Origin of the sequence: Ahniella affigens, from assembly GCF_003015185.1 — a bacterium.
GTDB lineage: Bacteria > Pseudomonadota > Gammaproteobacteria > Xanthomonadales > Ahniellaceae > Ahniella > Ahniella affigens.
Window position 1 is genome coordinate 2687895 of record NZ_CP027860.1, and the last position, 14972, is coordinate 2702866.

General features: G+C 60.0%; 9 protein-coding genes. 4 read left to right on the plus strand and 5 right to left on the minus strand.

What is annotated here, in order from left to right; all coding sequences use genetic code 11:
* The first annotated feature begins 477 nt into the window (after positions 1–477).
* Together C7S18_RS10370 and C7S18_RS10375 are read left to right on the plus strand one after the other, a co-directional pair.
* Positions 478–3096 carry a PPC domain-containing protein gene (locus C7S18_RS10370; protein ID WP_146151864.1) on the plus strand — a complete coding sequence of 873 codons (2619 nt, stop codon included), beginning with the start codon at positions 478–480 and terminating at the stop codon, positions 3094–3096.
* Between the two features lie 323 nt (positions 3097–3419).
* Positions 3420–4547: a sterol desaturase family protein gene (locus C7S18_RS10375; RefSeq protein ID WP_106891494.1), complete on the plus strand. Its 1128-nt coding sequence runs from the start codon at positions 3420–3422 to the stop codon at positions 4545–4547.
* A 289-nt stretch (positions 4548–4836) separates the two neighbouring features.
* On the opposite strand, the gene C7S18_RS10380 is transcribed toward C7S18_RS10375, so the two are convergent.
* Complete coding sequence (locus C7S18_RS10380; protein WP_170113212.1) at positions 4837–6402, minus strand: CRTAC1 family protein; 1566 nt, start codon at positions 6400–6402, stop codon at positions 4837–4839.
* 118 nt (positions 6403–6520) lie between these two features.
* Between C7S18_RS10380 and C7S18_RS10385 the strand changes: the two genes are divergently transcribed.
* Together C7S18_RS10385 and C7S18_RS10390 are read left to right on the plus strand one after the other, a co-directional pair.
* Positions 6521–8020: a tetratricopeptide repeat-containing sulfotransferase family protein gene (locus C7S18_RS10385; protein WP_106891496.1), complete on the plus strand. Its 1500-nt coding sequence runs from the start codon at positions 6521–6523 to the stop codon at positions 8018–8020.
* Between the two features lie 266 nt (positions 8021–8286).
* Positions 8287–9738, plus strand: a complete 1452-nt coding sequence (locus C7S18_RS10390) for a hypothetical protein (protein ID WP_106891497.1) — start codon at positions 8287–8289, stop codon at positions 9736–9738.
* Positions 9739–10171: 433 nt separating this feature from the next.
* On the opposite strand, the gene C7S18_RS10395 is transcribed toward C7S18_RS10390, so the two are convergent.
* The 4 genes from C7S18_RS10395 to C7S18_RS24195 form a co-directional block, all read right to left on the minus strand.
* Positions 10172–11698: a hypothetical protein gene (locus C7S18_RS10395; protein WP_106891498.1), complete on the minus strand. Its 1527-nt coding sequence runs from the start codon at positions 11696–11698 to the stop codon at positions 10172–10174.
* A 168-nt stretch (positions 11699–11866) separates the two neighbouring features.
* Positions 11867–13327: a right-handed parallel beta-helix repeat-containing protein gene (locus tag C7S18_RS10400; protein ID WP_170113213.1), complete on the minus strand. Its 1461-nt coding sequence runs from the start codon at positions 13325–13327 to the stop codon at positions 11867–11869.
* Between the two features lie 103 nt (positions 13328–13430).
* The gene (trmY, locus tag C7S18_RS10405; protein WP_106891500.1) at positions 13431–14030 is read right to left on the minus strand and encodes a tRNA (pseudouridine(54)-N(1))-methyltransferase TrmY; all 600 of its coding nucleotides are present in this window, start codon (positions 14028–14030) and stop codon (positions 13431–13433) included.
* A gap of 162 nt (positions 14031–14192) precedes the next feature.
* On the minus strand, positions 14193–14807 hold the full coding sequence (locus C7S18_RS24195; protein ID WP_146151865.1) for a cupin domain-containing protein: 615 nt from the start codon (positions 14805–14807) through the stop codon (positions 14193–14195).
* Between the last annotated feature and the right edge of the window lie 165 nt (positions 14808–14972).

Consider the following 14972-nt stretch of genomic DNA (forward strand, 5'->3'; position numbering starts at 1 on the left):
GGAGCGCCTGTAGTGCGCAGCCCGACGGCAGCATCTTCAGATCCTTGGGAATTCGATGGCTCTGCTGCAGTGGGTACGAGAATGCTCGCTGCCAACTGGACATCCGCTGCGATCTGACGCAAGTCCCGCCCTACTTTGGGCAGCTACCCGATCGCTTGCACGCTGTTGATCAACAACTTGATCTTCTTCGCAAGGAATGGAGCGTCCGCGAATCATCCGGGCGAGATTCCAAACCGCATCGACTACGAACCGTGACTTGACGAATCGTCAACCGTTCGCGTCAACGCTTGACACTTTTCGGATTCCTCGGGCAACGCCGCGGCCACACAATGACCCCAGCCGCGACACGTGCCGGGCCGGCAGCGTGGCGCGGCTGCGCGGACGCTGTCACCGGCCAAGCAGCGCAATACAGAGCGTTTGAATAAGTCCACCCCGGGCTTTCAAACCCGCCACCGAACCAAAACCAGGAGTCACACCGTGATCAGGAACCGATCCATTCCCATTCTATGCTTCAGCCTGCTGGCAGCATTCGCTGGCAACGCAATGTCGTCGCCGTTTGGTCCGGCAGCACCGTTCAGTCCGTCGCTCCGGCAATTCAGTGCCTACAGCACACGTGTCGGCATCGACTTCAACCAAGCCGGCACCGGGATCGGTGTCTGGAACGATCGCAACCCGGTCACAATTGCCTCCGACCGAATATTCGGGCAACGTCTGCAATCTGACGGAACGCCACTTGGCGGCACGTTTGTCGTCAATGCGAGCGACGGTGATCTCGTTGAGGATGCTTCGGTGGGCATCGACGCTCAGGGCAATTCAATTGCAGTCTGGACGCGCACATTGGCGACTGGCCGAGGCTCGGTCAGAGCGCGACGATTCAATGCTGCGGGCCAACCGTTGACTGGCGAGATCGTGGTGCACAGTCACGTCAATAGTGCCCATTACGACCCTGCCATTGCGGTTTGGCCCGACGGTCGGTTTGTCGTGGTGTGGAGCAGCGGCGTGCAAGATGGATTTGGTGATGTCTTCATGCGTCAGTTCAACACCGACGGAACCCCCCAAGGGCCCGAGGTGATGGTCAACACCAACACCGCCTACGACCAAGTGAATCCAGCCATCTCCCTTGCGGCAGACGGCAGTCTCGCGATCGTGTGGGAGGCTAAAGGCATCCGAGTCGGCACAGATATTGCCTATCGTGTATTCGACAGTGCGGGGCATGCGGTCAGCGATGACGTTCTGGTCAATAGCGAGCTCTACTACGGCGACCAACGCAATCCAACCATTGCCCGCAATGCCTCGGGACTCACTGCAATCGCCTGGGATTGCTATGGATGTGACGCGAACGATTGGGGCATCCGGGCAAGATTGTTCAACGCTATCGGCGCGCCGGTCACCCCTGAGTTTGTTGTCAATCAGCACATCAGCGACAACCAAGTCACGGCCGCGGCGGCCGTGGACGCCGACGGAAAAGTCCTGTTGGTTTGGAGCAGCGAACATGCTGCCGAGTCGCGAACAACGATTGATGGCCGTTATTTCGATGCGGCCGGCACGCCGCTCACCGACGAGTTCATGGTGCTTCAGGAACCGCCGTTGCCCGCGTCAACTCCGATGCAGGTGAATCCGGTCGCCAGAGTCGATGCACAAGGTCTGCATCGTGTGGCTTGGGCGGCTTACGGCGCGCAGGCATCGCAAACTGCCATGTACTCAGCGCGTGCCTATTCCGTGGATGCCGGGGCCGACCAGATTGTCAGCGCACACGGGCCTATGGTCGAACTCTCAGGCAGCACCAACGCAGGCGCACCGGTCACGGCTTGGCATTGGTCACAGAGTTCTGGCCCACCCGTGGCGCTGCAAAACACCGACCAACCAATTGCGAGTTTCGTCACGCCGTTCGAGACCACGACGCTCACGTTTCGCCTCTCGGTTCACTATGCCGACGGCACCGCGTCCGTGGACCGAACCACGGTTCATATCGACGTCGATGCACCACAGGCAGACGCGGGCCTGGATCAAGTGACTGCCGAAGGTGAGTGGGGCCAACTGGTCGGATCGGGAACCGCTCACAACGGCGGTTCGATTGCATCATTCCACTGGCTGCAGACCTCCGGCCCTGCCATCGTTCTGACCGATCCAAACGCCGCCCAGACGGGCTTCTCTGCCCCCCAAGTCAGCGCGAACAGTGTCGTGACTCTGCGGCTAGTCGTTACCGACGATTCTGGTCAAACGGCCACGGACGATGTCAGTGTTCAAGTGCTCAATGTCAATCAGGCGCCTGTCGCTGACTTCAGTTTCAGCGCGAATGATCTGACCGCGAGCTTTGTCGATGCGAGCGTCGACCCAGATGGCACGATCACGAGCAGGAGTTGGAACTTCGGCGACTCGACTGCTTCAACAGTTGCCAACCCAGCGCACACTTACACGGCACCCGGAACGTATGTTGTCACGTTGACAGTCACTGACAATGACGGCGAGGCCCGGCAGATTTCCCGGAACGTCACCGTGACCGCCCCGCCGCCAAATGTTGCACCAGTCGCGAACTTCACCTTCACGACGAATAATGCCACCGCGAGTTTCTTTGATGCGAGTTCCGACGCCGACGGCACCATTGCATCAAGGCGCTGGGAGTTCGGCGATGGATCAAGCTCGACGGCGACGAACCCGACACGAACGTTCGCGGTTGCTGGGACCTATGCGGTGACATTGACGGTCACGGACAACCGAGGCGCCAGTGCCCAAACCGTGCGCAGCGTAACCGTCACGGCGAACCCGCCGCCGGATAGCCAACTACAAAAGGGCGTGCCGAAAGGCAATATTTCTGGTGCAAAAAGCAGCGAGCGCTACTACACCATGGTCGTTCCATCGGGCGCTTATGGCCTTTCCTTCCAGATGAGCGGTGGCACCGGCGATGCCGATTTGTATGTGAGATTCGGGTCCGCGCCGACCACCAGCGCTTACGAATGCCGTCCATACCTCAGCGGCAATAATGAAACCTGCACCATCAGCACGGTTCGTGCGGGCACCTATCACGTGATGATTCGCGGCTATAGCAGTTACACCGGCGTGCAACTGATTGGCCGATACTCGACTCCTACGCCATAGCGAGGGTTCCAGAGTCCAGGATGGACGTATTCAGCCCCTCTCATCAAACACGCCATAACCCATTGGTTTTGCGAACCAATAAATTGCGGGTGGTGATGATTTTGACCGCAAGTAACCCCCTCCCCAGGCCCTCCCCCGCGATCGCGGGGAGGGAGCACTTCTCCCTCTCCCACGCGAGTGGGAGCGGGCTGGGGAGAGGGCTACTTGCCAGACCGTACCGTCGTGAAAATCGCTCATTGTCGTTGACAGTTTGATGCGCGAATAGGCGCACCAAAGGGGCGGCTGGACTCCCAAGGACGCGCCACTTTGCATACAATCGAGCCATGCAAGACAACATTACGCCGCCCGATCGCTATGACCCCACATCGAACCTCGCGAAGCGTTCGATCCTGGCCTATTTTTCCGCCCTGCTTGGCGTCCTGGCCTTGCTGGGCGTACTCTGCTTTCACTTTCCGGAGCTTTTCACGAGCAAGGAATTCCGTGAGGCCTACACGGAAGACTTCGCCCGCAATCTGATGCTCGTCGGACTGATCGCGGCGTTTGCTATGGGGACGCTTGCCATCCTGCGCGGGGGTGATCGGGTTCCGGCACTGATCGGAGTGGGAGGAGCGACGCTCGCGGTGCTGCTCGGTGGCGCGACGATCAAATTCGATCCCATCGACAAGACGCCGTTTTCGCTCGGTCTTGATTGGTTCGTGATCTCACTGTTCTTCTCGGCACTGGTATTCATTCCAATCGAACGCATTCTTGGGCAGCGCAAGCAGCTGACGCTGCGTGCCGAATGGCGCACCGACATTGCCTACTATTTCATGAGCCACCTGCTCGTGCAGTTCATCCTCATTGCGATCACGGCATCTACCGCAACCATTTCACACTTTGCCGCGTTTCCCGTGGTGCAGGATGCCATACAGTCGCTGCCGGTCTGGTGCCAGTTCTTACTCGCCGTGTTCTTTGCGGATTTGGCGCAAGCGCTGCTGCATCGCGCGTACCACAGGCTGCCCTGGCTCTGGCGCTTCCATGCCATTCACCATTCCAGCCGCCACATGGACTGGTTGGCCGGATCGCGAGTCCATCTTGTCGAGATTTTGCTGACCCGCATTGGCGTGCTGATTCCGCTGGTCGTGCTGGGCTTTGCGCCTGCTGCGGTCAATGCCTACGTGATCTTGGTCGGTCTGCAGGCTGTGCTTGCACACGCCAATCTCGGCATTCGCTTTGGGTGGCTGGAATACCTCGTTGTCCTGCCGCGCTATCACCACTGGCATCACGCTCAGGAAAAGGCGTATATGGACGTCAATTACGCCATCCATCTGCCGCTCGTCGACATGCTCATGGGCACCTTCAAGCTGCCGCCACAACACGCCTGGCCAATAGCCTACGGCGTCATGAAGCCCGAAACCGTGCCAACCGGGATCGTGCGGCAGCATCTCGCACCGTTCTTTGGCAAGTGGTGACTCGCCCTACTTTCCTCTGCATTCGGGATCACTGCGACGCCTTGTTCCCCGAGCGGATTCTGAGTAAGGCAGCGCATCAATATGACGCGACATTGAATAGGCAGCCGAAAGGGGCCCAAGCGCAACTTCGAGCGAACGGCAAGCACCGCTTTGCCAACATGCCGGTGGATCGCGTGACCGATTCGGCATGATCGTTCCGTGTGTTTCGACGAAGCGCGGCGCTCTGATCAGCGGCAACAAGCGCACCCGTGTCCCAACGCTGCGCGCGCGATTCTTACGCAAGCTGAGGCTACTCAAAGTCGGCGACCATCGTCTGGTCGTCCCAAACCAGGACACTGCGATTCGCCGGAATCGCCCGTTGAACCGTTTCCTGATGATCCGGCCAGACCACGCGCAATTCGTCAACGCGCGTGGCGCCGGCCAACCCGAAATGGGCCTCGGCAGGCTCCTGACTCAAGAACGACAGTCCAGCAGTAATCAACCGATGTTGCCACTGGCTACCAATACGAACGCTGACCCTGGCACCGATCGCTTGCGAGTTGGGACCCATCGAACGCGGCACAACGCGCAAGAAGTTCGCAGCCGGAGTTGCTGTATTGCGGAGCAGGCGCAGGGGCCCAGGATTTGGATGGACTTTCGTAGCCTGCAGGAGATCTAATCGGCCGTCGCGATCAAAATCGAACGCGATCAACCCGCTGCCCCATAATGTATCGTTGAAGCCCCAGGCCGCTGAGACGTCGGTGTAGGTGCCGTCGCCATCGTTGCGAAATGCGCGCGATGGATCAGTGGGGTATTGCGCGCCTTCAACGCTGTCGAAGCCATTGGTCGCCAGCAAGTCCAGATCGCCATCAAGGTCCATGTCCGCAAACGTGGCACCCCAGCCCCAACTGGTATCGGCCACCCCGGCAGTTTGCGAGTGCTCGACGAACAATGGTGTACCTGGCACAGAATCGTTCCGCAGCAAGAGATTCCGCTCCTCGGGATTTGCGCCGTGCACCTGGGTCACGTACAGATCGAAGTCGCCGTCGTTATCAGCATCGCCTACCGCGACGCCCATGTCGTTCCAATCCTGATTCACACCTGCGGCGGCAGCGTGATCCTCGAATTGTCCGTTGCCCTGATTCATGAACAGGAAGTTCGCCGTAAAATCGACGGCGACAAAGATGTCTTGCCGACCATCTCCATCGACATCAAGTATCACCGGTTGCCATTGCGCCGTTCCTGGGCGATGCACGCCGGCTGCAACAGTGACGTCAGTGAAGTGGCCAGTCCCGTCATTGAAGTAGAGCCGCGATGGGCCCCGCCAGAACGCCGAATAGAGATCGAGGTCGCCATCCTGATCGAGATCGCCCGCTGCCAAGCCGCCGCGATGGTGTGCATTTTCGAGAATGCCGGAATCTTGCTCCAGGCCAGAACCCGTTGTGACATTGACAAAGACGCCATTGGATTCTTGACGATAGAGTCGGAGCATTGCTCGCCCCGGTCGACAGACGACATCGCCTGTTCCAAGCCCCCATTCGCCGAAGCAATCGCCCGCCTTGACGAGATCAAGATCCCGATCGCCGTCCATGTCGAACCAAAGTGCCGCCCGCGCACGCTGCTGGGTGTTTAATCCGGCTGCCGATGCAGTATTCGAAAAAGTCCCGCTGCCATCATTGAGATAGAGCTGATCGGCGGTGTCTTCAGCGTTCGGAACGAACAGATCAATATCGAGGTCATTGTCGATATCGGCGGCGGCAAGCCCGGCACCCATCGGCGGCGCCATGTGGTAGTCCAAAATGCCGCGCTCGGCGCCGACATCAACCAACGACTGCGCGGTGCATCCCAATGGGAGCGCCAACAGGAAGGCTGCCACGACGTTGCAGCAAGCGAGATACTTGTTCGATAATGGTCGCATAATGGTACCCGGGCCCAACGATCGGCTCGTTTATACACCGCCTGTCTTCACCGATTTGTAGTTTTTGGAGCCATTCATGCAAGGCGCTCTGGCGCGGGCGTTGCAGTTGAAGCGTTGGACCGAAGTGGAGCGCCTGGTGATGGCAGACTCGGAGTCGGAGCCGTCAGAGCGAATGCGACTGCTGGCCGTGGCGCGTCTGAACCTGGGGCGACCTGAAGAGGCCTACGCGGCGATTCAAGCTGCCACCGAGTTCGCACCGCAGTCGGCGCCGATCTGGACAAACCGCGGATCGATCCTGCGTACACTGGGTCGCCTGCACGAGGCAGCGGATGCGTTTGAGCGTGCTGCGGCGCTGGATCCCACACTGGCGGCGCCCTGCTTCAATCTTGGCAAATTGCTGAGTAGTGATGCCCGGCTGCGTGCTGCTCGCGAACCCTTGCTTGAGGCAACGCGTCGCGACCCGAAACATGTCGAGGCATGGTGCGCACTCGGGCGCGTTGAGGTGGGTCTCGGCAATGTAACGGCAGCTATCGCTACGTTTCGGCGCGCTTTGGCGCTTCGCCCCACCACGGGCGCTGCATGGTGGGGCCTTGCCAATCTGAAAACAGTTGCCTTCGACCGGGCTGATCAAGCGCAGTTGGACGCGCTGTGGGTGCAGCCCAACATCGGCGCGGACGACCGCACGCTGATCGGGTTTGCGCGGGCCCATGCCCATCTCGCCAACGGCGAAGACGCCACGGGCTGGCGCGCACTCCTCGATGCGAATGCATTGAAACGAAGCCATCTGCAGTGGGATCTGCAACGTCACCGTAATTGGGTCGACGACGTGATACGGCTGTGGCAGCAACCTCGGCAACCCGCAGGCGATCCGGCGCGCGGCAGCAATGTGATTTTCATCCTCGGTTTGCCCCGCTCGGGCTCCACGCTGTTAGAGCAAGTACTGGCCGCGCACTCGCTGGTGTCTGCCGCGAGCGAGCTGCCCGATTTGCAGCAAGTGCTAAGAAGTCATAGCCCCAAGTTGGATGCTCGGGAACTGGCTGCTTGCAGCACCGAAGACTTTGCAGCGCTGGGCACGCAATACTTGCAGCGCACCGAGCGTTGGCGCGCGGAGCGCCCCTGGATGGTCGACAAGATGCCCGCCAACTTCCTGCATATTGGGGCGATTCGCCTGATGCTGCCCGGCGCCCACATCATCGACATGCGCCGCGACCTCCGCGACTGCGCGTATAGCTGTTTCTTGCAGCACTTTGCGCACACGGCTCCCTGGAGCAATGACCTGGCGGAACTCAAGGCCTGGTGTGCGGACTACGAACGCCTGATGCAGCATTGGTTGGCATTCGATGGAGACGCGGTCATCAGAGTGCACTATGAGGCGTTGGTTGCCTCACCCGAGCACGTGACCACATCGTTGCTTGAAGCAATTGGCTTACCTTGGGAACCGGGTTGCTGTCAGCCCCACGAGGTCAACCGCGAAGTACGAACCGCCAGCGCAGCCCAAGTGCGCGAGCCAATGGACCAGCGCGGGCGGGGGCGATGGCGGCGCTTCGAGTCAGTGTTCTCAGACTGGCCAAGCTGAGCGTTCGGTCGTCCCTGACAGGATCAAGGGCTTAGTGCCAGGAAATTGATGCGTCTTCTTACTGAAATCCCGTAACCGCTTGTTATTGCTAACCCAGAGATGAAGATTTGCGGTTTGCAGCTGCCGCACGCAGTCAAGAAATCCTAACCAATCCGCATTGCATCCCACGAACGCGCAGGCTATAACTGACGAGCTTACAAGTCCCACAGCGTTCGTCAGTGAGAACCCTGTCACGGCTGCGCACTGGTCGCCACAAAGGAACCCCAATGAATCGCAAACTGCTTCCGCTCAGCCTGATGGCAATTTTCGCAACCGCCGGATCAGCTCATGCTGCCGTTCTTACCAACCGCGCTTCGGTGGGCGGCGTGCCCAGCTCTGAGGCGGTACGAGGCGGTTCGGTCGTGTTGTACGACCAAAACAATTCTGGGGCTGGCAACGGCGTTCCGGATCAGGACTTCGAAGCGTCTTTCGACGCCTACGATTCGGAAGCCGCCGACGACTTCGTCGTGCCGAGCGGTGTCGTTTGGGTCGTGGACGAAGTTCGCACGGTCGGCACCACCGGAACGCCAGGTGGTTCAACGGTCGACCTGACGATCTTTGCCAATGCAGCCGGTAGCGGTGACCCGGATCTTCCCGGCGCAGCGGTTGCAGGTTGCACGTACACCAATGTCACACCGACTGACACGCTCGGTTCGTTCAACATCCCACTGTCACCCGCGTGCAGTTTGCCCGCCGGTACCTACTGGGTGGCGATCCAGACCAATCAGAACTTTGCTGCATCTGGCCAGCACTTCTGGTCAAACCGCAGCGTGCAGAGTGGTTCTGAATCGGTCTGGCGCAATCCTGGCGACGGCTTCGCTTCCGGCTGCACAACGTTCGAACCTGCAACAGGGTGTGGCGTCGGCGGCGGCGCATCACCTGATCTGTTGTTCCAAATTGTCGGTACGTTGGGCCCAACCGACGTCCCGCCCGTCTTCTCGTATTCGCCGGCACCGGGTTCGGTGACCCTGACTGGCGGCACGACGGTCGGCTCGACGGGTTCGGCGAACATCGACGTTTCCATTGCCACTGCGGGCTCCGGCTCGGGCGCTGCCGCAACCACCACCGTCACGTGCACGGCGCCGGCCGGCTTTACTGGCTTCGCTGGTCCGGTTTCCGCGATTGGTGCTGGCGCTGTGAATGGCAGCCCCTTGACCGGAAGCTGCGTCCTTGGTGCAGCCGCGGTAACCCTCAGCATGACCTGTAATGAGGTTCAGGGCACCACCACCGTGCCGCGCGTGTTCGACTTGACCTGCCCGGCAGGCACCGTGGTGCCGCTCACTTCCAATCCGACCTCCGGTGCAAACATTGCGTTCCAAACGACTCTGGGTGGCCCAGCCGCGACCAGCACGATTGTGTTCGACAATCCCGGTTTGGTGGCAGCCAACGTGACGTGCACTGCGCCAGCAGCGCCGTTCACTGCGTCCCCGCTGTCATTCGCGGTACCTGCCTCGGGCAACGCAACGGTGACGGTCACTTATCAGAGTGGTAGCGCGGGCAGCTTCAGCGGTGTTCTGGCTTGCACCGCGGGCGCTCAAGACTTCACGTTCAATCTGAACGGCACCACCGCCGCGCCGGGCAGCGTTCCATCGCTGTCTGCATGGTCGCGCTGGATGCTGACGCTGTCGGTTCTGGGCTTTGGTTTGCTGGGCTTTGGGCTGCTGCAACGTCGTAGCTGATCCACCGCTCTTTGTTGTTTCGAAAAACGGCCCAGGACCTGGGCCGTTTTTTTTGCACGTTCGCTGGGTCGGCGGAATCCGTGTGGCCGGCAAGTGACCATGCCGTGCAGGCTGATGGTTCGAGAATGAGCGGCAAATCAGGCCTGCATGGCGGGCGCAGCGATTGCCTGATGCGACAGTCATCACGCCATTCGACCCCGCGGAAGTCCCCTACTCGACCGAACGTGTTCCGGTGCTTGCCAGATTGCGTCGGTCATCAAGGATGCGGGCCATCGATGGCCCGCCCAAATCCGAACGCGTCCTTGCTTGCATCTGGAGCACCGCGTCCAAATCCCGGCCATCGTCGGGGCAGACAAAGTGCTTGAGGTAGTGCGAGTCTGAACGTTCAGAATGGGCCTATTCAAGCCCTCATTGGATTGGACACCATCGCCCGTTACTCCAGCACCAACTCGACGTCGCCGGTCACCTGAAACGTCCGGACGGTTGCATCACGGCAACCCTGGCAATTCACCTGAACGTGTTGGCCGGCCAACATGAGTGCTTCGGCACGATCGTTTTGCCAGCTCGGCATCCAGCTTCGGTTCAAGCAACGACTCGTCACGACGGCAGAAATAGCAGGATTACCCCGCCGCAACGACAGGCGATACAACGGAACTTGATTCTCCGCGAGCGGCACATCTATTCGATGAATGCCTTCGGTAAGCAGCAAGTTGTCGGCGAGCGGTTCAGAACGCAACGGCGTGCCGCGCGGCACTTTGGCGCGACCTGAATAGAGACGCACGGCGAGCGGATACTCGATCACGTCGCGCTCCGAGCACAAGGCCTCGGCCGAACCGGTCCGAAGACGCACGGCGTAGCGGCCCGGCCGCACACGGTAGCGCGGGCGTTCCGAAATGTGTGTTGCCGCCACGTTCTGCGGCCAATGTTGCTCAATCTCGAAGCTGGTCTTGCTCGGCTGCCCGGGCGCCGACGGATCCAGGGGTTTCAACTCCAGAATGGGCAGTAGCACCACGGGTTTCAGCGTGGCATCCAGAACCTGCACATCAGCGTGCGCAGTGCCTTCGAACAATCGGATCAGACGTTGCGTCAACCCTGCCGCGATCGACACTACACACTGCGTGTCCATGCTGCTGACGCACCACGATCGCGCAGCATTCACATCATCCCAGCTGACGCGATAGCGCCCTACGGGTAATTCCAGCGTCAAGCCTTCTGGGAGATTGACCTGAATAGTGCGACGAAACGTGGTGTCCAGGCCTTCGATTCGCGCACCCAACACCCCGCGGCCACTGCCTGGAACGTAATCGCCCCATTGTTCCTGCACCTGCAATACCAGCGTTCCCGTCCGGCCCGTATTCTGAGTGATTTCTTGGAGCGCCGATCGTATGGCGTCCGCGCTCGGTGAGGGCGCCATGACCAACTCCCGGCACGGTGACTCGGCAAGCCAGAGCCGATCCCGAATGTGACTCGGTAGCGCGTCGACCAGTGTCAGACCGTCGCTATTCTGATTCAACCGGTGCTGCATCATCGCGTCTGACTCGGGTGACGCGAACAGCAGGCGAGACTCGCCCGGTGGCCAATCTTGTCCCCCGCTCAGCACCACGAAGTAGACGGACGGCTCGAGGAACGTCCCGTCCGCGGCAAGTGGTTGCCGATAGTAGTGTTCGATCTGCACCCGGGCGATTTTCAGCGCGCGAAGATCCGGCCGAAACGCTCCCGGTTCCATCTGCAAGAGCGTTGCTTCCGCAACCAATCCAAAAGTCGCCAGATCCCACTTGGCTTGGTCAATGACTCGGTCGCGATCGAAATCGGCTGCCATCGGATTCAGCTCAGGCAGCACCAAGCAACTGGTCGCCTGCGCTGGAACGGTTAGGGCCGCCATCCCGATCAATGCCACCAGCGCACACCAGTGTCGTACCAACACCAACAGCGCGTCCGAATATTGATACCGCTGGTCCACGGGCCACTTCCAGTGCGATTGATGGTGTCAGCATAACGCGGCGCCGATGTACCCGGAAATACTTGGCATGTGCTCGTACCGCTTGCGTATACCAGCGGCTGTCAGTGAAATTGAGCTGACTCACTCGCTTCGTGGGCGGGCCTGCAGTCCACCCGTCGGCGCATCGACTCATTCGAAGCCATGGGCAAACAGGATGCCTGGCGGCCGCTCGTCACTCCCAATGTCGTAAGGGCTGGTCCGGGTCTCGCCATCCATATCGTCGATCACCTGCGACAATACCTGCCCGCGATCGAGCGCCGGGCTGTCTGCGGGCAAGTGCCCATCTGCGGTGACCGTGATCAGCCCGCTGTCGCTGTTCGCATCGGCGTTCAGTGCCGCCCGCCATTGGCTCAAACTGCCGCCAGCGCTCAAGCTACTGCCAGGGCGCCGATCGACAAACTGACACGCACCGTCGTTGTCATGAAACCAGTTGTAGTCGGTGCCGGGATGCCCATCGAGACCGGACAATCCACCAAGCTCGTTGGCAAAGCGAATGGCCACACAGTCGCCGCCGTCTTGAATGATCAGGTTGTTCCGAATCAGGGGATTGGTATTCGCGGGTCGTCCGGCCTGAGGCTCGAAGTCCTGCAGCGTCACACCGAAGTAGAGCGCCGCATGGCCGAGCTGCGCGGTCGATACGATCGTATTGTTGACCACCGTCGCGTTCAAGCTGGCGTAAAGCCCAATTCCGGCGTAGCCAGTGTCCCGAATCACGTTGTTGCGTACCACCCCACGAACGGCCTCGTAGTAGAGCGGATTGGCCGCTGTATCGAAGAACTCGGGGCTGGTATCGAAGCCGAACATGATTCCGCCAACGCCAGTACGTTCGATGATGTTCCGTTCAATCACGACATCGGCGGCGCCTCCCTTGAAATACAGCCCCGTGGTGGCCGTATCGTGAATGTAGGTGTCGTGCACCCGCATGCGACTACCGTTCACATTGTCGATTCCCTCGGCGTTTTTGTCATCCAGCGGCGTGCCGGGCGGATAGATCGCGCCGGAGTTCCAGATTTCACTGTGTCTGATGGTGATGTCATTGCATTGCGGCGTGATCTTGATGCCGTCCCGTCCGGTGTCGTGAATCTTCAGATCATCGACCAGCACATTGGATGCGCCCGTGAAAGCTTCGCCGCCGCCAGTGAACCAATCCGTTTGAAAGAAGAGTCCATAGTAGAAACCACCACTCAGCTCCAATCGCGACAAGGTACTACCGCTCGCATCGGGATCAACTTGAACGGTCACCGTGTCGACGTTGTTCAGGGCACAATGAATGTGCGCGCGTTCGCCAGGCGGCGACCGCAGCGTCAAGCGGACACGAAGGCGGACATCGCATTCCTCATACAGATTGCTCCCCGCCGGTCCGCGCACCGTGACCGTGTCACCCGCCGAAACGATCTCGTTGGCCGGATCCAAGACATGAGTAATGGTCCGAAACGGCGCGGCGGCAGACCCGGTGCCACTGCTGTCCGAGCCGTTCCGCGCAACGAACCACTCTGCCGCCGCGGCGTGCGAACTTGCGGTTGATGCGACCAAGAATAGCCAAAGCAACGCACCAGCCTGCCCGAAACATCGAAATTTCGAAACGTGCATGAATCTCACCCAGGCCGATCCAATTCGGCCGCCCGGATGCATACGGCGAAAACGAGCGACTCCTGACATCCCCTATCAGTCGCAGGCGTGCAATCGCCCCACCCTACGCCAATCGCTGATCCAGTTCGTGATGAATCAGCACCACGCACTGCGACGCAAACAGCATCCGGGAACCCAGCGTCACCTTCGTGGCGCCCAACCGATCGAGGCTGTTGAAGGTCTTCTTCGGCATCGGGATATGATCCGTCAGCAGAAAGCAAGGATTCGCCCCGAACGCTTGGTCGCGCATGGACCTGCCCTTTGGGTCCATGACAAACAACTGATGCGTTTCAGCCAGTTCCTTGACCAGATGCTCAAAGCTGATGGTGCGGACAACGACCCCAGGCTCGACCGGACGCGCTTCCTCCTTGCGCATCCCTCGCGACACATCGAGCGCTTTGGCAACCTTGTTGAGCCAAGCCTGCTCGTGAAACCCGCCGATGTTTTGCATGGCATTGGCTTCGAACTGGACGGTCCGCGAAAAGTCACTAGAACTCTCCAGCACGAGATACACCATCACGTCGGTACGATGCGACTGCGCAACGAAGATGGCGTTCATCAAAGTATGAGCCAGAATTTCGGGATGCGACTCCTGCCCGATCGATGCGAGCAGTTCCTGACTATTAGTCGGCGCGGCTCGGGCTCTCAAAACAAAACTGCGCATGGCGTGGGAATATTCCAGTTCGGGAAGACCCGATCATTGTCCGATGAAACCCGTTGAGAATGTACGATCCCGATGGGAATTCATCGATCGACAAGGCGACGGGCGACGGGCGACGAACAGGGGGCGCAGCCTCACTCAGCCTGCAGGCAACCTTGGCAGGCGCTATTTCAACTCCAATTCAATCAACTCAACCGTGGAGTTGCCCGTGTTGGTCAGGGCACGCGTTGCGCCCGCCTCCTGTACCGCCACATCGGCCGGTTTGAGCCAGAGTAGTTGTGGCGCCTTGCCCGGCTCTCGGGTCGAAAGCAGGCCGCCGCGTACGACGACGCGTACACCCTTGCCAACCTGAGTGATCGTTGGAACGGACGCGCCAGGTTCCAGGATCAACCGCCACGCGCGCAGCCGAGCATTGTCGACCACTTGCACGTACTGCGGCGCCGCTTCGCGGGTCGACACAGCGATGCCGTTGGGCGCTGCACGACGAAATTCAACGACGATAAATTGCGCTTCACTTTTCTTGCCGTTTATGACCCGATGCACGCGGCGTGTGCCGAATTCCCCACCGTAACCGACCGCGCCAACCGCCAAGGTCGGCCCGGCCTTGAGCGGCTGACCAAGCGCTTGTGCCGTCGTCTCAGAAGGCTGGATGACCACGAAGAACTGGTCGCGCTCATGCGCATGGAACCCGGAGTCACCCCCGGGCGGATATCGATTATTGAGGATGACTTGGTCTTGGTCGGCAAGCACAACTTGATGGAACGACGCGTGCTCGACCATTGGGAAATCGTCTGCTTGCGTTGGCTCCCCGGCGACCGCGCTGGTGATGGCGAAGGACAGTGAGAGTCCCCATGCACAGCAACGTTCTCGGCAGAGATGCTTCAACACACACTTCCCTTTGGTTTTGAGCGAAACATGCGCGACCGCTGGACTGACCTGATGGCG

Bases quoted from the DNA above. Each gene is read 5' to 3' on its own strand.
- C7S18_RS10375 (WP_106891494.1), top strand. From the start codon at position 3,420: ATGCAAGACAACATTACGCCGCCCGATCGCTATGACCCCACATCGAAC.
- C7S18_RS10385 (WP_106891496.1), top strand. From the start codon at position 6,521: ATGCAAGGCGCTCTGGCGCGGGCGTTGCAGTTGAAGCGTTGGACCGAA.
- C7S18_RS10390 (WP_106891497.1), top strand. From the start codon at position 8,287: ATGAATCGCAAACTGCTTCCGCTCAGCCTGATGGCAATTTTCGCAACC.
- C7S18_RS10400 (WP_170113213.1), bottom strand. From the start codon at position 13,327: ATGCACGTTTCGAAATTTCGATGTTTCGGGCAGGCTGGTGCGTTGCTT.
- trmY (WP_106891500.1), bottom strand. From the start codon at position 14,030: ATGCGCAGTTTTGTTTTGAGAGCCCGAGCCGCGCCGACTAATAGTCAG.
- C7S18_RS24195 (WP_146151865.1), bottom strand. From the start codon at position 14,807: ATGGTCGAGCACGCGTCGTTCCATCAAGTTGTGCTTGCCGACCAAGAC.